Source organism: Cellulomonas sp. KH9 (assembly GCF_900114185.1).
Classification (GTDB): domain Bacteria; phylum Actinomycetota; class Actinomycetes; order Actinomycetales; family Cellulomonadaceae; genus Cellulomonas.
Window position 1 is genome coordinate 499130 of the sequence record NZ_FOSE01000001.1, and the last position, 18627, is coordinate 517756.

At 75.4% G+C, this 18627-nt stretch carries 17 protein-coding genes; 8 read left to right on the forward strand and 9 right to left on the reverse strand.

Annotated elements, in window-relative coordinates; translation table 11 throughout:
* Window positions 1-3: 3 nt before the first annotated feature.
* From BMZ16_RS02275 to BMZ16_RS02285, 3 genes are all read left to right on the forward strand, one after another.
* Window positions 4-666 carry a DUF3060 domain-containing protein gene (locus BMZ16_RS02275; RefSeq protein ID WP_089797972.1) on the forward strand — a complete coding sequence of 221 codons (663 nt, stop codon included), beginning with the start codon at window positions 4-6 and terminating at the stop codon, window positions 664-666.
* Between the two features lie 64 nt (window positions 667-730).
* Window positions 731-1330 carry a recombination mediator RecR gene (gene recR / locus BMZ16_RS02280; protein WP_089797973.1) on the forward strand — a complete coding sequence of 200 codons (600 nt, stop codon included), beginning with the start codon at window positions 731-733 and terminating at the stop codon, window positions 1328-1330.
* Window positions 1331-1352: 22 nt separating this feature from the next.
* The gene (locus tag BMZ16_RS02285; RefSeq protein WP_089797974.1) at window positions 1353-1934 is read left to right on the forward strand and encodes a DUF5063 domain-containing protein; all 582 of its coding nucleotides are present in this window, start codon (window positions 1353-1355) and stop codon (window positions 1932-1934) included.
* A gap of 177 nt (window positions 1935-2111) precedes the next feature.
* Here BMZ16_RS02285 and BMZ16_RS02290 read toward each other — a convergent pair whose 3' ends face one another.
* Together BMZ16_RS02290 and BMZ16_RS02295 are read right to left on the reverse strand one after the other, a co-directional pair.
* Window positions 2112-3230 (reverse strand): ABC transporter permease, encoded by a 1119-nt coding sequence (locus tag BMZ16_RS02290; protein ID WP_089797975.1) that lies wholly within the window; start codon window positions 3228-3230, stop codon window positions 2112-2114.
* The gene (locus BMZ16_RS02295; protein WP_089797976.1) at window positions 3227-4249 is read right to left on the reverse strand and encodes an ABC transporter ATP-binding protein; all 1023 of its coding nucleotides are present in this window, start codon (window positions 4247-4249) and stop codon (window positions 3227-3229) included. The genes BMZ16_RS02290 and BMZ16_RS02295 overlap by 4 nt, the downstream gene beginning before the upstream one ends.
* A 200-nt stretch (window positions 4250-4449) precedes the next feature.
* Between BMZ16_RS02295 and BMZ16_RS02300 the strand changes: the two genes are divergently transcribed.
* On the forward strand, window positions 4450-4944 hold the full coding sequence (locus tag BMZ16_RS02300) for a TlpA family protein disulfide reductase (protein WP_089797977.1): 495 nt from the start codon (window positions 4450-4452) through the stop codon (window positions 4942-4944).
* A 201-nt stretch (window positions 4945-5145) separates the two neighbouring features.
* Window positions 5146-5607, forward strand: coding sequence for a DUF4395 family protein (locus BMZ16_RS02305; protein WP_089797978.1), 462 nt, complete (start codon window positions 5146-5148; stop codon window positions 5605-5607).
* Between the two features lie 105 nt (window positions 5608-5712).
* On the opposite strand, the gene BMZ16_RS02310 is transcribed toward BMZ16_RS02305, so the two are convergent.
* Window positions 5713-6975: a cellulose binding domain-containing protein gene (locus BMZ16_RS02310; protein WP_089797979.1), complete on the reverse strand. Its 1263-nt coding sequence runs from the start codon at window positions 6973-6975 to the stop codon at window positions 5713-5715.
* A gap of 218 nt (window positions 6976-7193) precedes the next feature.
* On the opposite strand from BMZ16_RS02310, the gene BMZ16_RS02315 reads away from it, so the two are divergent.
* Both BMZ16_RS02315 and BMZ16_RS02320 read left to right on the forward strand, forming a co-directional pair.
* A complete protein-coding gene (locus tag BMZ16_RS02315; protein ID WP_089797980.1) occupies window positions 7194-8459 on the forward strand; it encodes an aspartate kinase in 1266 nt (421 codons plus the stop codon).
* Between the two features lies 1 nt (window position 8460).
* Window positions 8461-9516: an aspartate-semialdehyde dehydrogenase gene (locus tag BMZ16_RS02320; protein WP_089797981.1), complete on the forward strand. Its 1056-nt coding sequence runs from the start codon at window positions 8461-8463 to the stop codon at window positions 9514-9516.
* Window positions 9517-9531: 15 nt separating this feature from the next.
* Here BMZ16_RS02320 and BMZ16_RS02325 read toward each other — a convergent pair whose 3' ends face one another.
* The 5 genes from BMZ16_RS02325 to BMZ16_RS02345 all read right to left on the reverse strand — a co-directional run bounded on the left by BMZ16_RS02325 (window position 9532) and on the right by BMZ16_RS02345 (window position 15086).
* Entirely contained in the window at window positions 9532-10338 is an 807-nt protein-coding gene (locus tag BMZ16_RS02325; protein ID WP_143082728.1) for a hypothetical protein, read from the reverse strand.
* Window positions 10335-10979: an RNA polymerase sigma factor gene (locus BMZ16_RS02330; protein WP_089797983.1), complete on the reverse strand. Its 645-nt coding sequence runs from the start codon at window positions 10977-10979 to the stop codon at window positions 10335-10337. Before BMZ16_RS02330 ends, BMZ16_RS02325 begins: the two co-directional genes overlap by 4 nt.
* Window positions 10976-12061 carry an amidoligase family protein gene (locus tag BMZ16_RS02335; protein ID WP_089797984.1) on the reverse strand — a complete coding sequence of 362 codons (1086 nt, stop codon included), beginning with the start codon at window positions 12059-12061 and terminating at the stop codon, window positions 10976-10978. Before BMZ16_RS02335 ends, BMZ16_RS02330 begins: the two co-directional genes overlap by 4 nt.
* Window positions 12062-12096: 35 nt before the next feature.
* Complete coding sequence (locus tag BMZ16_RS02340) at window positions 12097-12738, reverse strand: hypothetical protein (RefSeq protein ID WP_143082729.1); 642 nt, start codon at window positions 12736-12738, stop codon at window positions 12097-12099.
* Window positions 12739-12821: 83 nt separating this feature from the next.
* Window positions 12822-15086: an LLM class flavin-dependent oxidoreductase gene (locus tag BMZ16_RS02345; protein WP_089797986.1), complete on the reverse strand. Its 2265-nt coding sequence runs from the start codon at window positions 15084-15086 to the stop codon at window positions 12822-12824.
* Window positions 15087-15166: 80 nt separating this feature from the next.
* Here BMZ16_RS02345 and BMZ16_RS02350 point away from each other — a divergent pair, with 80 nt between their 5' ends.
* A complete protein-coding gene (locus tag BMZ16_RS02350) occupies window positions 15167-15637 on the forward strand; it encodes a MarR family winged helix-turn-helix transcriptional regulator (RefSeq protein ID WP_255366306.1) in 471 nt (156 codons plus the stop codon).
* Window positions 15638-15655: 18 nt separating this feature from the next.
* Here BMZ16_RS02350 and BMZ16_RS02355 read toward each other — a convergent pair whose 3' ends face one another.
* On the reverse strand, window positions 15656-18436 hold the full coding sequence (locus tag BMZ16_RS02355; RefSeq protein WP_089797988.1) for a beta-L-arabinofuranosidase domain-containing protein: 2781 nt from the start codon (window positions 18434-18436) through the stop codon (window positions 15656-15658).
* Window positions 18437-18627: the final 191 nt, after the last annotated feature.

The following is an 18627-nucleotide window of genomic DNA, read 5'->3' on the forward strand; positions in this document are numbered from 1 at the left end:
CCCGTGGGGCGTGCGGCGGGGGGCGCGAGCGCGCGCCGCGTCGCGCGGGGCGTCGTCCTCGTCGGGGCGGGTGCGCTCCTGGTCGGGTGCACGACGCCCGTCGAGCAGACCGTGGAGCTCACGCTCACCGTCGAGGGGGCGACGGCACGACCGGACGCCGAGGCGGCGGTGCGCCTGCCCGACGGCACCGGCCGGGTCGTCGAGCGGCCCCGCGAACCGGCGACGCCCCCCGGTGCGGCTGCGCACGCGGGGCCGGTGACGCGCGCCGGTGCCGACACCGAGGGCGCCCCGGCCGATGCCACGACGACCGGGGCCGGGCTGCCGCGGGTCCTCGACCGTGCGTGGCTGCAGGAGGGCGTCACCGAGACGCTGGTCTGCGCCGGGGCCGACCTGGTGCTCGCGACGTCCGCGGCGGTGGAGGTCGTCGGCCCCTGCGGCACGCTGCGCGTCGAGGGTACGGGTGCGCACGTGCTCGCGGCCCAGGTCGACCGGCTCGTCGTGCGGGGGGACGGCGCGCGCGTGGTCGTCGCCGACGTCGACCAGGTCGACGTCGCGGCCGACGGCGTGCGGGTGGCCTGGGAGGACGGCACCCCGCAGGTCGACAGCACGGGTGCCGACCTCGGCTACGGGCCCGTCGGTGTGGTCCGGCTCGACGCCCGCCCCTGACGCCCGCCCCTGACGCCCGCCCCTGACGGACGGAGCGCCCCCGCGACGCGGCTACGCTGGCAGGGTGTACGAGGGTGCGATCCAGGACCTGGTCGACGAGCTCGGGCGGTTGCCCGGGGTCGGCCCCAAGAGCGCCCAGCGCATCGCGTTCCACATCCTGGCCGCGGACCCGTCGGACGTCCGGCGCCTGGCGGACGCGCTGACCGAGGTCAAGGCCCGCGTGCAGTTCTGCGAGGTCTGCGGCAACGTCGCGCAGGAGCCGCAGTGCCGCATCTGCCGTGACCCCCGCCGGCTGCCGACGACGATCTGCGTGGTCGAGGAGGCCAAGGACGTGGTCGCGATCGAGCGGACGCGGGAGTTCCGCGGCAAGTACCACGTGCTCGGTGGCGCCATCAACCCGATCGCGGGCGTCGGACCCGACGACCTGCGGATCGCGCAGCTCATGTCGCGGCTGGCCGACGGCACGGTCACCGAGGTCATCCTCGCCACGGACCCGAACGTCGAGGGCGAGGCGACCGCCACGTACCTGGCGCGGCTGCTGGTCCCGATGGGGCTGACCGTCAGCCGGCTCGCCTCCGGCCTGCCCGTCGGCGGGGACCTGGAGTACGCCGACGAGGTGACGCTGGGGCGGGCGTTCGAGGGCCGCCGGCGGATCAGCGCATGACGACGACGAGGAGGGGGAACCGATGAGCACCGACGACGAGCGTCCCGTGGCGGACGCGGACCTGCGGGACATCGCGGACAGCGTCGCGTCCGAGGCCCGCGGGTTCCTCACGACGGTCACCGAGGTGGCGGCCGGGTCGGCACCCGAGGCGTCGCTGCCGCTGCTGCTGCTCGCCCTGTCGGACCTGCTGGCCGCGGGCGCGCGCCTGGGCGCGACGACGGACGTCGTGCCGCCGTCGCGGTTCGAGCCCGACGTCGGCCCCGACGCCGACCTGGAGCCGCTGCGGGTCAACCTGGCCAACCTGTTCGACGGCATCGACGAGTACGTCGAGGTCGTCGACCCGCTGCTGGGCCCGGAGGTCGAGGAGTCGACCATCTCCGGCGACCTGGTCGCGATCGTCGGCGCCGTCACCCAGGGGCTGGCGCACCACGAGCGCGGGCACGTGCTCGAGGCGCTGTGGTGGTGGCAGTTCAGCTACCTGTCGGACTGGGGCGAGCGGGCGGCGTCCACGCTGCGCGCGATCCAGACGATCCTGGCGCACGTGCGGCTGGACGTGGCGGACGACGTCGCCACCGAGGCGGAGTACGACGCGCTCCAGCCCTGAGCCCTGAGCCCTGAGCCCTGAGCCCTGAGCCCCGCCGCCCGACGGCGAGGGTCGGGTCGCGCCCGGTCCGACGCGCACCGCGCGCTGGTCCGCCCGCCGGCCGCCGCCCGGTCCGCCGACCGGAGGGGACGACCGGGGGCGGGAGCGTCTGCGGCCGACGGGCGGCGTCGGGGTGCGTCAGGCGACGCGGGTACCGCGTGCCAGGGTGCGCTGGGGGATCCGCAGGCGGCGGACGGCCGTGACGAACCCGGCCGCACCCAGCAGGAGGTTCACCGCGAGGCCGAACGGCCACACCGGGCCACCGTGGGCCCCGGGGGGCACGGCGTGCGACGTGTCCTCCTCGACCCAGCACTCGTCCTGGACCTCCGGCGTGCCCAGGCGCAGGTCGCGCAGCGTCTGCACGGGGTTGGCGGAGCCCTCGAGCGCGGCGGGGGGCACGGCGCCGTCGGCGACGACGCCGAACGGGTTGATCGCCAGCAGCCACCACGTCCACTCGGTCCGGGCGACGGCGCGCTCCTGCACGCTCAGCTCGCACGTCGGCTCCGCCGTGCTCGACCCGATGCCCTCGTCCTGCTGCGCCCAGTAGTCGTCGCTCACGCCGTACACCTGGACCTCCTGCGTGGTGCTGAGGAACGGGTAGGTCAGGCCGAAGAAGATCGGTGTGAACACCGTGAGCGCCGCGACCGTCACGAACGTCAGCACCGTGGAGCCGGCGGGCCGCGCCGCGAGCGTCGACCACCCCAGGCCCATCCCGCAGACCGCCGCCAGCAGCAGGGCCGTCAGCACCACGACACGCGGCAGCGTCGTGACCGGGACGCCGCCCATGGCGAGCGCGACGAGGAAGAACGGCAGGCTCACCACGAGGAAGGCGCAGGCGCTCGCCCAGGCGGCCAGCAGCTTGCCGGTGGCGATCTCCGCGGGTGACAGCAGGGTGACCTGCAACGTCGCGAGGGTCCCCGCCGCCCGGTCGCCGTTGACGGCCGTCGACGTGAGGGTCGGCGTGACCAGCAGGCCCAGCCCCAGGACGAGCGCGGCCACGACGGCGAACAGCAGGGCTCCGCCGTCGTCGGGACGCGCCGTGTCCGCGCTGAAGAGGGCCAGGACGCCGCCCGCGAGGAGCGTGATCGCCCCCACGACGACGGCCCACACGACGAGCGCGGCCTTCCACCGCGACGAGCGGACCCGCTGGCGCAGCTCGAGGGCGGCGACGGTGCGCACGCCGTGCCACGTCAGGGTCCAGGTGTCGACCGCGGGCGTGGCCGGTGCGGGTGTCGGGGTGGTCGTCGTGGCGGTCATCGCCGCTCCTCCTCCAGTGCGAGGTACGCCTGCTCGAGCGCACCGGCGGCGGGTGCCGACGACACGAGGGGGACACCGGCCGTGACCGCGTCGCGCAGCAGCGCGGCCGCACCGGTCTCGCCGTCGACGTCGACGAGCACACCGCCGGCGGCGTCGGGGTCGGTGGGGCGCCCGGCACCGTCCGGCCGGTACCCGACGCCGGACGCGTCGAGCCAGTCCGTCAGCGTGCGCAGCGACAGCGCACGCACGTGCCAGGTGCGCCGGCCCGCCGTCGCGTCGGCCTCGGACATCCCGGCGACCGTGCGGCCGCGCGAGAGGAACACCGCGTCGTCGGCCATCTCGTCCAGCTCGGACAGCACGTGCGAGGACACGAGGACGGTGCGCCCCTCGTCGGCCAGCCGCCGCAGCAGGATCCGCAGGTCCACGCGGGAGCGCGGGTCCAGCCCGCTGGCCGGCTCGTCGAGCAGCAGCACCTGCGGGTCGTGGACCAGCGCCCGTGCCAGGCCGAGGCGCTGCTTCTGGCCCCGCGAGAGCACCGCGGCCGGCTGGTCGGCGTACTCGGACAGGTGCACGGTCGCCAGCAGCTCGTCGACGCGCGCCGCGGTGCGGGTGCGGTCCACGCGGTACGCGTCGGCGAAGGTGGTGAGGACCTCCCGCGCCGTCAGGGAGTCCCAGGTGCCGAACGCGTCCGGCATCCACCCGGTGCGCGCGCGGGCGGCGGCGCTGTCCGTCACGGGGTCGTGGCCCGCGACCCGCACCTGGCCGGAGTCGGGCACGAGGAGCCCGGCCAGCACGAGCAGGAGCGTCGTCTTGCCGGAGCCGTTGGGGCCGACGAGGGCGGTGACCGCCCCGGCCCGCGCGACGAGGTCGGCGCCGTCCAGCGCCCGCACGGCGCCGAAGGCGCGGCGCAGGCCGACCACCTCGATGCCGGGGGCGGGGGTCGCGACGGCCTGCGCCGAGGGCCCGGGAGCAGCGGGGCCGGGGACGTCGGGTGGCGGGGGCGGTGCGTCGGCTGCCATGACGCCACGCTAGGAGCCCACCCGGGGCGGCGGGGTCCCCCTGCGGGTGGACCGCACCCGAACGGCCCTGGGCCCCCGGAGGGACGGGGTGCCCTGACGGGTAGCCGGCCCACGGGCAGCCGGGTCACCCGTGGACGGCCCGTCCCGCGACGCTGACGCGGGGTTACCCTGGCGCCTCGCACCCGCGGGAGGAGGTCGGTATGGCAGACGTCGCGCTCGTCGTCGCCGTCCTCGCCCTCGCGTCCGTCCTGGGGGCCGCGTGGCGTGCCCGCAACGGCCGCTTCCGGCCGGCGGACGTCGCACGACCCGCGGACCCGGCCGGGCCGGCGGTCGGCGGCCCCGGCACGCCGGCCGTCGACGTCCTGGGCGCCGCCGACGTCGGAGCGCCCCTGGGTGACCGGGCGACGTTCGTCCAGCTCTCGTCCGAGGTGTGCGCCGCCTGCCGCAGCACCCGGGTCGCGCTCGCGGGCGTCGCGGCCGACGAGCCCGGTGTCGTGCACGTCGAGCTCGACGTCGCGGAGCACCTGGACCTCGTCCGCCGGCTGGGTGTCATGCGCACCCCCACGACCCTCGTCCTCGGGCCCCGGGGCCGCATCGTCGGCCGCATGTCCGGCGCCACGGACCGGCGCCAGGCGCTCGCCGCACTGGAGTCCTGTCCGGCGCCCGAGTCCTGTCCGGGCGCCGCCGCAGCCTGACGCACCGCGCGCCCTGGGCGGCGTCGTCGTCACCGGCCGGTCCCGTCCCGGCGGCATCGGCCCACGCCCCGGTCCCGTCGGCCCGTCGGGACGTCCGCCTCCCGTGCCGGACCGCGACGCGCCGTCCGGCCGGGTCTCCCGGGGTCCTGCGCCCGCCCCGACGCCCTGCCTCCAGCCCCGTCCCCAGCAAGGAGCACTCCCGTGACCGCACTGCGTCCACCAGGTCCCCCCGCCGGCGGCATCGACCCGCGCGGTCCGCGCGTCGGCGCCGGCATCAACGCCGTCCTGCTCGTCGTCGTCCTGCTGCTCGGCGGCGGCGCGCCCGCCACGGCCGTGCTCGCCGTCGTCGCCGCGGGCTTCGCGCTCGGCGCCGTGCGCGGCGTGCCGGGCACGTGGCAGGCGTGGGTGTTCGGGCGCGTCGTCCGTCCGCGCCTCGCTCCGCCGACCGACCTCGAGGACCCGCGGCCCCCGCGGTTCGCCCAGGTCGTGGGCCTCGTGATCACGGGTCTCGGCGTCGTGCTCGGCCTGCTCGGTCTCGCGTGGGCCGTGCCGGCCGCCGCGGCAGTCGCCCTCGCGGCGGCGTTCCTCAACGCGGCGTTCGGCCTGTGCCTCGGGTGCGAGATGTACCTCCTCGGCCTGCGCCTGCGGACCCGCTCCGCCTGACGCCCGGCTCCGTCCTCCCGTCCCGCCGGTCGAGCGGGCGATCCACCGACCGGTGCCCGGCGCACTCTCCCCGTGGTGGGGAGGGGGCGCCGGGCGGCCGCGGGGTCAGCAGCCCGTGCGGGACGTCCCGACGACCACGTCGTCGTACCAGAGCGTGTCCGCGCCGTCGCCGTAGCTCTCCCAGCCGAGCCGGAGGTCCACCAGGCGCGGGGTCCACGCCTTGGCGAGCCACTGGCCGTCGACGTCGTGCGTCGGGGTGCCGTCGGCGACCAGGCCGGTCACCTGGGTCCCGTCGAGCCAGGTCGTCAGGCGGCCGGCCGGGTCGACCAGGGCCTCGACGCACGCCCACTGCCCGGTCGGCAGCGGCCGGCTCAGCGCGACGCCCGCCGGGCTCTGCTCGGGCAGGGTGGCGTCGTCGGACGCGCGGTTCCACTGCAGGGCGCCGTTCTGGCCGCCCATGCGCAGGTCCTTGCCCCCGTCGGCGGCGTCCTGCAGGGCCATGAACGTCACGTGCGACGTCGGCAGCGGCGTGGTGTGACGCACCCAGAACCGCAGGTACGTGGGCTGACCGGCCGTGCCCGCGACCGCCCCGTCCGCGCGGACGAACACGTGGTTGCAGTAGCCGACCGCGCCGTTCACGCGCAGCGAGCGCGTCCCGGTGCGCGCCACCGCAGAGTCGATGCTCGCGGTCCCGGTGCCCGAGCAGTCCGGGTGCACGACGGTCCAGGGCGCGGCGGGCGTGGTGCCCGTCTGCTGCTCGAAGCCGTCGCAGAACGCGCCGGAGCAGGTGCCGGGCACCGGGGTGGGCGTGGGTGTGACGGTGGGCGTGGGCGTGACCGTCGGCGTGGGCGTGACCGACGGCGTCGGCGTGACCGACGGCGTCGGCGTGGCCGTCACCGTCGGCGTGGCCGACGGGGTGGGTGTCGGGGTCGGGGTCCCGGTGGACCCGCCCTGGCCGTCGCACGGCACGCCGTCGAGCCGCACGTCGGCCGGCGGGGTGGGCGTCGACGTCGACGTCCCCTGGAACCCGAAGGACACGGTCGCGCCCGCCGCCAGCGCGCCGTTCCACGGCGCGTTGGTCACCGTGACCGTCGCGCCGGACTGGGTGGCCGTCGCGCTCCACGCGTTGCCGACCCGCGCCCCGGGGGCGAGGTCGAACGTGAGCGTCCAGCCGGACCGCGCCGGACCGGTGGTCAGGCGTGCCTCGGTGACGAAGCCGCCGGGCCACGCGTTGGTGGCCCACTCGACGCGGCAGGTGTCGACGGCCTGGGCGCCGACGGCACCGGCGAGGCCGACGGCCGTCACGGCGACCGCCGCGAGCGCGGCGAGGAGCGCGCGGGCACGCGCGATCGGGCGGGTGGTGGTCATGGTTCTCCCCTGCGTGGCGCGTGGTGCGGCGCGTCCTGGGACGGCGTCGCGCTCGTCCCCGTGAGCGTGCGCCCCGGCCGCTGGTCGCCGCCAGGTCCCCAATCGCTTCACCAGCGCCGGACCCTCGCGTCCGCCATGCGAAATCGCGGGCGTCCGCATCCTGGGCCGGGCCTACACTCGCGGGGTCCCTGACCGCCCGTCCGGAAGCGTCCGATCCCGTGTCCCTGATCGTCCAAAAGTTCGGCGGCTCGTCCGTCGCCGACGCCGCCAGCATCAAGCGCGTCGCGAAGCGGGTCGTCGAGACGAAGAAGGCCGGGCACGACGTCGTCGTCGTCGTCTCGGCCATGGGGGACACCACCGACGAGCTCATCGAGCTCGCGCAGGAGGTCACCCCGCTGCCCCCGGTGCGGGAGATGGACATCCTGCTGACCGCCGGCGAGCGCATCTCGATGTCGCTGCTGGCGATGGCGATCAGCAACCTCGGCGTCGAGGCGAAGTCGTTCACCGGTCAGCAGGCCGGCGTCATCACCGACGAGGTGTACGGCAAGGCGCACATCATCGACGTGTCCCCGAGCCGCATCAAGGACACCATCGCGCGCGGCGAGGTCGCGATCGTCGCCGGCTTCCAGGGTGTCAACCCCTCGACGAACGACGTGACGACGCTCGGCCGCGGTGGCTCGGACACCACGGCCGTCGCGCTGGCCGCGTCGCTCAAGGCCGACGTCTGCGAGATCTACACCGACGTCGACGGCGTGTTCACCGCCGACCCCCGCATCGTGCCGACGGCCCGCAAGCTGGAGCGCGTCGGCTACGACGAGATGCTCGAGATGGCGGCGAGCGGCGCCAAGGTGCTCATGCCGCGCTGCGTCGAGTACGCCCGCCGGTACGACGTGCCCGTGCACGTGCGCTCGTCGTTCTCGACGCACACCGGCACGCTCGTGACGAACCAGGAGGACCCCAGCATGGAGCAGCCGATCATCGCCGGCGTCGCGCACGACCGCAGCGAGGCCAAGATCACGGTCGTCGGCGTCCCCGACGTGCCGGGCAAGGCCGCACGCATCTTCGAGATCGTCGCCGGTTCCGGCGTCAACATCGACATGATCGTGCAGAACGTGTCCGCGGCCGCCACCGGCCTGACGGACATCTCGTTCACGCTGCCCGCGTCGGACGGTGCGCGCGCCACGTCGGCCCTCACGGCCGACCAGCCGTCCATCGGCTTCCACTCGCTGCAGTACGACGACACGATCGGCAAGCTCTCGCTCATCGGCGCGGGCATGAAGTCGCACCCGGGGGTGTCCGCGAAGCTGTTCGCGGCGCTGTCCCAGGCCGGCATCAACATCGAGATGATCTCGACCTCGGAGATCCGCATCTCCGTGGTCACCCGCGCCGACTCGCTCGACGACGCGGTGCGGGCCGTGCACACGGCGTTCGACCTGGACGCCGAGGACACCGAGGCCGTCGTGTACGGCGGGACGGGGCGCTGACATGACGCAGGGTCTGAGGGTCGCGGTCGTCGGGGCGACCGGACAGGTCGGTGCCGTCATGCGCCGCCTGCTCGATGAGCGGGACTTCCCGGTCGCGTCCATCCGCTACTTCGCGTCGGCGCGCTCGGCGGGCACGACCCTGCCGTGGCGCGGCGAGGACGTCGTCGTCGAGGACGTCGCGACGGCCGACCTGTCCGGCATCGACATCGCGCTGTTCTCCGCCGGCGGGTCGACGTCCAAGGAGCACGCGCCGCGGTTCGCCGCCGCCGGCGCGATCGTCGTCGACAACTCCTCGGCCTGGCGCCGGGACCCGCGCGTGCCGCTCGTGGTGTCCGAGGTGAACCCGCAGGCGCTGGACCACATCGAGATCGGCATCGTCGCCAACCCCAACTGCACGACCATGGCCGCGATGCCCGTGCTGAAGGTGCTGCACGACGAGGCCGGCCTGCGTCGTCTCGTCGTCTCGACGTACCAGGCGGTGTCCGGGTCCGGGCTGGCCGGTGCGCGCGAGCTCGACTCGCAGGTCCGCGCGGCCGTCGAGCAGGACACGCTCGCGCTGGTGCACGACGGCGGCGCCGTCGCGTTCCCGTCGCCGGAGAAGTACGTCGCGCCGATCGCGTTCGACGTGATCCCGCTCGCGGGGTCGATCGTCGACGACGGTCTGCACGAGACCGACGAGGAGCAGAAGCTGCGGCACGAGTCGCGCAAGATCCTCGACGTCCCGGACCTGCTGGTGTCCGGCACGTGCGTGCGGGTGCCGGTGTTCACGGGCCACTCGCTGAGCGTCAACGCGGAGTTCGAGCGGTCCATCTCCGTGGAGCGGGCGACCGAGCTGCTGTCGACGGCCCCGGGGGTGCAGCTCGCGGACGTCCCGACGCCGCTGGTCGCCGCCGGGCAGGACCCGTCGTTCGTCGGCCGCATCCGGCAGGACGAGGGCGCGCCCGACGGGCGGGGCCTCGCGCTGTTCATCAGCAACGACAACCTGCGCAAGGGTGCGGCGCTCAACGCCGTGCAGATCGCCGAGGTGCTGGCGGCCCGGCGGTTCGCGATCGTCTGACGCACCGCGCCCGGCCTACCGGTCCACGCCCTGCCCGAGCTCCTCGCCCGGCCGGGCGGGCCGGGCCGGTGCCGGTACCGCCGGCGGCAGCGAGGTGGCGTCGGGCCGGCCCGCAGGGGTGGCCGACGACGCCTCCCCGGACGGCCGGACCGGGAGCTCGCTGCCGCTGAGGAGCAACCGGCCGGCGTGCACCTTGGCCTCGGACACGTCGTCCTGCTCCCACAGGGCCATGAGCAGACGCAGGTCCCCGCCCGTGTACCCGGCCGCCCAGAAGGCGTCGAGCGCCTCCTCCTGCTCGTGGGCTGCCACGTCCCCCGGCGAGTGGACGCCCGGCTCGACCGGCAGCGGCTCGCCGTCCAGCAGCAGCTGACCGGCGCGCGCCTTGGTCTCGATCATCTCGGTGCCCCACAGCTCGCTGAGCACCGCGGCGTCGTCGACGTCGTAGGAGCCCCAGAACGCCTCGTACTGCGCGCGGGTGTACCCCGGCGGCATGGGCGACCACTCGATGCCCACCGCCTGGGCCGCGCCCTCGACGGCCCGCGCCACGTTCGAGTACGGGTTGGCGGCGGCAGCCGCGCCGGCACCGGCGACCGCGAGCGTGCCGGTCACCAGCCCGGCCGCGAGGATCTTGCCCCCGCGGTGCAGCGCGCGCACGGGTGCCGGCTCCGCGGCCTGCGCGGCCGCGCGCAGGCGCGCGGCCGCGTCGTCGAGGCGCGGCTGCTGCGCGGCGGCCCGCGCGTGCAGGGTGCGGGTGATCCGTGCGGCCAGCTCGTCGTCGGTGGCCGGGAACGGGGGCGGGTCGCCCCGGTGCTGCTCGCTCATCGTGGCTCCGGTGGGGTGGTGAGGTCGGTCTGGCGCAGCGCGGCCAGGGCGCGGGAGGCATGGGAACGGACGGTGGCGGCCGACGTGCCGAGGACGCTCGCGATCTCCGGGTCGGTCAGGCCCTCGTAGTAGCGCAGCACGAGGACCGTGCGCTGCCGTGGCGGCAACGAGGCGAGGTGCTGCCACATCGCGTCGTCCTGCGCGACGTCCGCGTGGTCGACGTACGGGTCGGCGTGCGCGGCCAGCACGTCGTCCGCGGCGGGGTGGATGGTCCGCACGTGCCAGCGTCGGCGCCACGACAGGTGCTCGTTGGTCACCATGCGCCGCAGGTACAGGTCGGGCCGGGCCATCAGCGAGATGCGGGTCCAGCGCACGTGGGCGCGCAGCAGCACCTCCTGCACGAGGTCGGCGGCCGTGTGGCCGTCGCCCGTGAGGACCGTGGCGTACCGCAGCAGGCCGGGCAGGTGGTCGCGGACGACGTCGTCGAGGGCGCGGGCCGCGTCGTCCCGCACGTCGCCGGCCGGTGCGTCGTCCGGCGGGCCGTGGACCGTCGCGGGTGCCCTGCGTGCGCGCACGCGCGCGGGCCCGACGAGGGGGACGGCGGCGCTGTCCGGCCCGGCGGACCGCATCCAGGTGGTCATCGGGCGACCACCCCCGTGAGGTCGGCGAGCGCGGCGCGCGGGTCGTGCAGCGCCCGCGCCCCGGGTCGTGGCAGCGGCGCGGGGTCGAGGCAGCGCAGCAGCAGGCGCTCGACGAGCGCGGCGTCGCGGACGATCGCGCGTCCGTCGATCCTGCCGGGCAGGATGCGCACCTCGACGGTGTCGCGCAGGCGGCGCTCCGCGACGAGCTGGGTGAGGTTCACGTCGGCGTACTTGGTGAGGCCGATCGCGTGCGCCTCGGCCCGCAGCGCCGCCCAACCCGCGTCGTCGTCCGCCCACGGCCGCTCGACCAGCGCGACGAGGGCGTCGGGCAGGGGGGCCAGGCGGCGGCAGGCCCGGTTGGTGGCGAGCGCCGCCCACAGCGGCTCGCGCCAGTGCGCGAACAGCCGCACCAGGTTGGCGAACGCCGCGGGGCGGCGGAAGGGCGCACCGTCGACGTGGACATGCACGGCGGCCTCCTGCGGGACGGTGAAGCCGAGCTCGCGGGCCGGGGACAGCAGGCGCTCGAGGGCGTGCGCGTGGCCGGTGACGAGCGGTGGCGTGACGACCTCGCACGGGCGCTCCCGCCCGGTGGGCAGGGGCAGCGCGACGGCGATCGTCGCACCGGTCGCGTCGTTGACGCGCGCCGCCCGGGGGAAGACGTCCGCCCGCACGCCGAACAGGTCCGCGACGGGGTCGAGCACGGTGGCCAGCGGCGCGGCGGGGTCCGCGTGGCGGGCGATCAGCCGCAGCAGCCTCGCGTCGTCCGAGAGCAGCCGGTACCACCCCCGGTGCCCGGGCCGCGCGTGCGACCCGGGCACCGGGGCGAGGTCCGCCTCGATGGTGATGTCGTCCACCAGACGTGCCACCGGCTCCCCTCGCGCGTCGACGACGTCGAACGCCGGTGACAGGTGGCGGAAGACACCCACGCCCGGCACCGCCGACGGCTCGCTGTCCGTGTGGAAGGACCGGTGCACGGCGCCGCCGTGGCGCTCGGCGACGACGGTCGCCAGGTCCTGCCGGTCGGAGCCCGCGGGGGCCAGCAGCTCGATCTCGAACCCCGTGCGCAGCGACAGCTCGTCCACGTCGGTCCTCTCGTCGGTGGTGCCGGGCGGTCGGGTCAGGAGCCGGTGACGGTGCTGCCGGGTGCGACGGGAAGAGTCTGCCCGTCGAGGAGCGCCTGGCCGGCGCGTGCCTTCGTCTCGATGATCTCCGTGCCCCAGAGCGCGGCCAGCGCCTTGGCGTCCTCGGAGGTGTAGCCGGCGTCCCAGAAGGCGTCGTACTGCGCGTCGGTGTACGCGACCGTCGGCTGCTCGGGTGCCGGCACGTCGCCGCCCTCGGGGCGGACGGGCACGTCGGCCGGGGCGGGCGCGGCGGCGTCCGACGACTCGGCCTCCGCCGGTGCGGTGGGCACGGTGCCGGTCGGGTCGACCGGCACCTGCTCGCCGTCGAGGAGCATCTGACCCGCGCGGGCCTTCGTCTCCGTGCTCTCCGTGCCCCACAGCGCGGAGAGCTCCTCGAGGTCCGCGACCGTGTAGCCGGCGCCCCAGAAGGCGACGTACTGCTCGCGGGTGTAGCCCTCGGGCATCCCCGACCAGTCGACGCCGACGAGGCCGAGCGCCTCCTCGACGGCCTGCCCGGCGACGGAGTTCGGGTTGGCGGCGATCGCGGCGCCGGAGCCGGCGACGGTCAGCGTCGCGGCGATGACGCCGATCGCGACCATGCGGCGACGGCGGGGCTGGGGCGTGGTGCTGGGGTTCATCGGTCCTCCGTGGGGGCTCGTCGGTACGTGCCCCCTCACAACGCGGCTCGACCCCCGATGTGTGGAGTTCGTCCCCCGGTGTCTCAGCCCCGCGGGTCGATGGGGAAGTTCTGGTCGAACACGTGGTCCGGGTCGTACGTGCGCTTGAGCGCGCGCAGCCGGTCGAGCGTGAGCTGCGGGAACGCCTCGTGCAGCCGCTCGGGGCGCGGGTCGGTCTCGAACGACAGGTACAGCCCGTCCATGTGCGGGTGCGCGAGGCGGTCCCACGCGTCGTCCAGCCCGGTGCGGGACGAGCGCCCCGCGAAGGTGGTGACGGAGAACTGCTGGTGCCGGTGGGCGTACGCGGTCGCGTCGGGGGCGAGGTCGTTGCCGGCGCCCCCGGTGGCGCGCAGCTGCACCAGCATCGCCTCGCCGGAGCCGAGCAGGCGCCCGAGGTCGACGGCGGCGACGTCCGTCATGGCGGGCAGCAGCCCGGACCGGGTGACGGGCGGTGCCCCGCCGTCGTGGTGCTTGGCCACCGGCCCGACGACACCCGTGTAGGGCGTGAGCGTCGCGCGCTGGTCGAGCACGGGCCCCGCGCCGAGCAGCTCCTCGAGGGCGGCGACGGCGGACGTCGTGTCGTCGTCGGCCCACACCGTCATGGCCTGGGCGAGCGGCTGGCGTCCGCCGCTGCCGGCCTGCAGGTGCAGGAAGCTGGTGAGCTGCCGGGGCGCGTCCTGGACGGTGCGCCCCCAGCGCTCGATCAGCCGCGCGGGGTCCGACGCGTCGAACGTCATGGTCGCGAGGACGACGTCGGGCACCTCGGGCGCCTCGAGCTCCACCCACGTGACGACGCCCAGGTTGCCGCCGGCGCCGCGCAGCCCCCAGAACAGCTCGGGCTCGTGGTCGGCGTCGACGACGCGCACGGTGCCGTCCGCGGTGACCACCTCGTAGGCGACGACGTGGTCGATCGTCAGGCCCTGGGAGCGGCCGAGCAGCCCGATCCCGCCGGTCGTCGCCAGCCCGCCCACGCCGACGCCGCCGTAGTCCCCGGACGAGATCGCCCAGCCGTGCGGTGCCAGGGTCGCGGCGACCTTGCCCCACGTCGCACCCGCGCCGAGCCGCACCCGACGCGTCGGCTCGTCGACGACCGTCACCTCGTCCAGCGCGCCGACGTCGAGCACGACGCCGCCGTCGTTGGTCGACCGGCCGGAGATGCCGTGGCCGCCGGACCGCACGCCCAGGGGTCCGCGCTGCTCGCGGGCGTACCCGAGCGCGTCGACGACCTGCTGCGTGGTGCGGGGGAGCAGGATGAGCCCCGGGGCGCCGCGACGCATGTACGTGGAGCGCAGGGGCGCGTACGCGCGGTCCCCGGGCTCGACGGCGGGCACCTCGGCGGGCACGGCGTCGTACGCGATCCCGTCGACGCGCTTGGCCAGTGCGGCGGCGGCGCGTGCCGGACCGGTGGACGTGCCCGACGACGCGCGCTCGGCCGCGACCACGTCGCGGACGGCCGGTGCGACCTGCTCAGCGAACGTCCGGATGGTCGCGGGGTCGTCGGAGGCGAGGACGAACGTGCCGATGCCGTCCTCGAGCGCGTACCGGACCAGGGCGTCGACCCACTGCTCGGGCGGGCCGTCGAGGCCGTCGCCGGGGGTGGGGGAGAACCGTCCGCTGATGTTGCCCAGGCGCCGGATCTCGCGCGGGTCGCGGCCGGCGGCCGTCGCGGCCTCGTCGATGGTCGCGTTGCCGCGGGCCAGGTCGCCCGGCTGCAGGTAGCCCAGCGAGGGCAGCCAGCCGTCGGCCTTGCGCCCGACCAGGCGCAGCATGCGGGGCTTGTAGGCACCGACCCAGATGCCGATGTCGTGCGCGGGTGCCGGTCCGCGCTTGGCGCCGGCGAGGTGGTGGTGCTCGCCGCCGACGCGCAGCGGACCGCGCGCGTCGGTGTCCCACAGGGCGCGGATGACGTCGATGGCCTCGTCGAGCGCGTCGACGGCCTGGCCGGGGGTGAGCCGCGGGAACCCCATGCCCTCGATCGCGTCCCAGAACGCCCCGGCGCCCAGGCCGAGCTCGACGCGCCCGCCGGACAGCAGGTCGAGGCTCGCGGCGGCGCGCGCGAGGACCGCCGGCGGGCGCATGGGCACGTTGAGCACGTTGCCGGACAGGTGGACGCGCTCGGTGCGCGCGGCGACGTACGACAGCAGGGTCCACGTGTCGAGGAACGAGGGCTGGTACGGGTGGTCCTGGAACGTCACGAGGTCGAGGCCGGCCTGCTCGGTGAGCACGGCCAGGTCGACCGGGGTCTGCGGGTCGGCGTTCTGCGGGGTGATGAACGTGCCGAGCTGCAGCTCGTGCCCGTAGTCGGTCATGGCGTCGCCTCCGTGGTCGTGTGCTGGGTAGATCATATGCACGACCGACGATCTGCGGGGCAACGGGTATGCTGGGTGCCGTGACCGACACCACGACGCGCACGGGCGACGACCTCGGCTGGCAGCTGGGCACGCTGCTCGGCCGGTGGCGCGACGCCGTCGGGGAGGCGCTCGGCCCGATCCCCGCCGGGCCGCGCGGCTACCACCTGCTGCGCGTCGTCGTCACCGCCGCGGAGCCGCCCAGCCAGGCCGCGCTCGCGGCCCACCTGGGCATCGACCGCACCGTCATGACCTACCTGCTCGACGACCTGTGCGCCGCCGGCCTCGTCGCGCGCTGCCCCGACCCGGCGGACCGCCGCGTGCGGCGCATCGCCGCGACCGACGCCGGCAGGAACGTCCTCGCGGACGTCGAGGGCCGCATCGCCGCGGCCGAGGACGACGTCCTGCAGGGGCTGACCCCCGTCGAGCGCGACACCCTGCGGGCCCTGCTCGCGCGTGCCAGCGGCCCCGCCGAGCCCGGCGAGGACCGCTGCGCGGTGGTCACGGGCTGACGGGGCCGCCGGGGGCCGTCAGACGAACCGCCACAGGTGGTCGGCGGTGCCGGTGTCGTCCCAGATCAGCACCGCGGCGCCCTGGGTCGTCGACATGGCGTCGACGCCGAGCACCCGGCCGGTCGCGCTCTGCAGCCGGAAGTACCCGCCGGAGCCGTACCGCAGGCGCCACCGCTGCGTGCTCGCGCCCGTGTCGGTGGTCGACACCGCACGCCCGCCGTTGCCCGTGCCGTCGACGGCCAGCACCTTGCCCGTGTGCTGGTTGCGCACGCGCAGCAGACCGTCGCCGCCCAGCACGGCCGTCCACAGGTGGTCCGCCGTGCCCGTGTCGCCCCACTGCAGCACGCGCGCACCGTCGGCCGTGGACATGTCCGTGACGCCCAGCACCAGGCCGCTGTTCCGGTTCTGGATGCGGCGCGCGCCGGTGGGCACGACGCGCCAGCGGTTGTCGGTGGTGCCGTCGTCGCCCGTCATGACGGCCTGGGCGCCCTGCGCGGTGCTGTTGCCGGCCAGGCCCAGCAGGCGCGACGTGTGCGCGTTGCGGACGCGGTGCGTGCCGTCGCCCGCGTCGAGCAGCGTCCAGCGGTGGTCGGCCGTGCCCGTGTCGCCCCACTGCAGGACGCGCGCACCGTCGGCGGTCGACATGTTCTCGACGCCCAGCACCTTGCCGCTGTGCACGTTGCGCAGCGTGAGGCCGTCGCCGTCGGGCACGAGCACCCAGTCGTGGTCGGCGGACCCGTTGTCGGACCACTGCAGCGCCAGGCCGCCGTCGGCCGTGGACATCGAGGCGATGCCGAGCACCAGGCCGCTGGCCGCGTTGACCAGGCGGTACGGGCCGGACCCGCCCGCGGGGGTGCCGCCGGACCCGTTCGTGCGCCAGTAGACCGTGTAGTTGTGGCCGTGCGCGTCGTAGAACGGGCCGAGCGCGACGTCCTGGCCGTCGGCCCTCGCGGTGAACGCCAGCGCGGTGGCGCTGGTGCGGGTGACGGACGCGACGTCGAGCGCCGGCGGCCCGGACAGCGTGCGGTCGCCGTAGTTGCCGGACAGCACGGTGGGACCGAAGAAGACCGCGCCCACGCCGGGGTCGTCGTTCGTCGGCTCGACCCGCAAGGTCATCGGCAGCCGGACGCCGAGCGCGTCGCCCGCCGCCCAGGTGCGGGTGACCGACGCGTACGACCCCGGGGCGGCCGCGACGGCCAGCGCCGCACCGTTCAGGGTCAGCGAGGCCCCCGTGGCCCAGGACGGGATGCGCACCCGGACCGTCCAGGACCCCGACGGGCTCCCGCCGATGGTCAGCGTCGTGGTGTCCCCGACGGGGTACGTCGTCGCCTGCGTGACCGTCACGTTGCGGGCGGACCACGTCAGGGTCGACGGCATGAACAGGTTGACCGTCAGCGTCGTGCCCTCGAAGAAGTAGATCGAGTCCATGAGCTTGGTGTTGGTCTCGATCCCGGTGCCCTGGCAGCACCAGAACGTCGAGTAGGGCGTGGAGAACGTGCCGCCGCCCCAGGCCGGGCCGGTGGACGGCGTGCCGCGCCGGCCGCCGGGACGCAGCGGCGTGAAGTACGAGAAGCCGCCCATCGGGTCGGACGGGTTCTGCCCGCCGAGCAGGTGGTTGAGCAGAGCCCGCTCGTAGTAGTCGAAGTAGCGCGCGTCGTCGGGGTCGAGCGTCCACAGCTCGCGCGTGAGCTTGAGCATGTTGTACGTGTTGCACTGCTCGGCCGTGTCGTTGTCGAGGTACGTTGAGATCGCGTTCGGGGGCCGGAAGTGCTCGGCCTCGCTGTTGCCGCCGATGGCGTACGTGTGCGCCCCGACGGTGATCGCCCAGGCGTTGCGGGCGATGTCCCGGTAGCGGGTCGTGCCGGTGGACTTGTACTCGCGTGCCGCCCCCACCCACTTGGGCACCTGCGTGTTGGCGTGCGACCCGTTCAGCTGGTCGCGGTTGGCGGCGAGCGGGTCGAACGACGCGGCGTGGTCGAAGCGCTGCGCCACGGTGAGCCAGCGCCGGTCGTCCGTCAGGAGGTAGAGGTCGGCGAAGACCGCGTTCATGCCGCCGAACTCCACCCGCAGGGCGGTCTGCATCTGCGACTGCGACAGCCGGCCGGTGCGGGCGTCCACCCAGGCCGCGAACCGCAGCAGGACGTCGCGCGCCTGCGTGCTGCCCAGCAGCCGCCAGACGTCCAGCAGGCCGGCGAGCGTCTTGTGGATCGCGTAGTACGAGACGTTGCCGCTGCCGGTCTCGACGGCGTTGAAGTCGGACTCGGGGAAGCCGGACAGGTAGCCCGGGGTGAACCCGGCGGCGCCGTTGTTGGCCTGGCACTTCGCCAGCTCCGCGACCATGGTGGTGGCCTTGTCGCGGCACGTCGTGTCGCCGAGCACGGCCCACGCCTGGGCCCAGGCCGTGAGGAAGTGGCCCTGGCTGTGGGTGCGGAACGGGAAGCTCGGGGCCTCCCAGCCGCCGAGCGCCTGGGCGCCCTGCGTGGACAGCCGGTGGTTGGCGCGGAAGTTGTAGAGCAGCCGGTCGACGTCGACGCTGCGGAGGTACGCGAGCGTGCGGTCCTGGTTCTGGGTCCAGCGGCTCGCGGCCAGGCGCACCTGGCCGAGCTCGAACGGCCGCGCCCGGGTGCCGATCTCCGCGCGGGCCAGCGGCGTCTCGGCGGCCAGCGCGCGGGGGAGGGGGCCGAGGTGCGGCCCGGCCGCGGCGACGAGTCCCGCGACGCCCGCGAGCTGGAGGAGGCGTCGGCGGGTGAGCGGTGCGCGTGGGTCGCCGCCTGCGTGCGGGTCGGGCTGCTGGGGCATCGTCGGGACCTCTCCGTCGAGGTGGTGTGAACGATCACAACGTGACGTCGGCGAACGTAACCCCGCCCGCGCGGGGCCGTACACGCCCCGGTCGACGTCGAAACGCTTCGCACGCGCGGATCCGGGCCTTGTGGTCCGCACGGTTCTGTGGTTCATTAGTCGAGTAATGAACCACAGAACCAGCAGGAAGG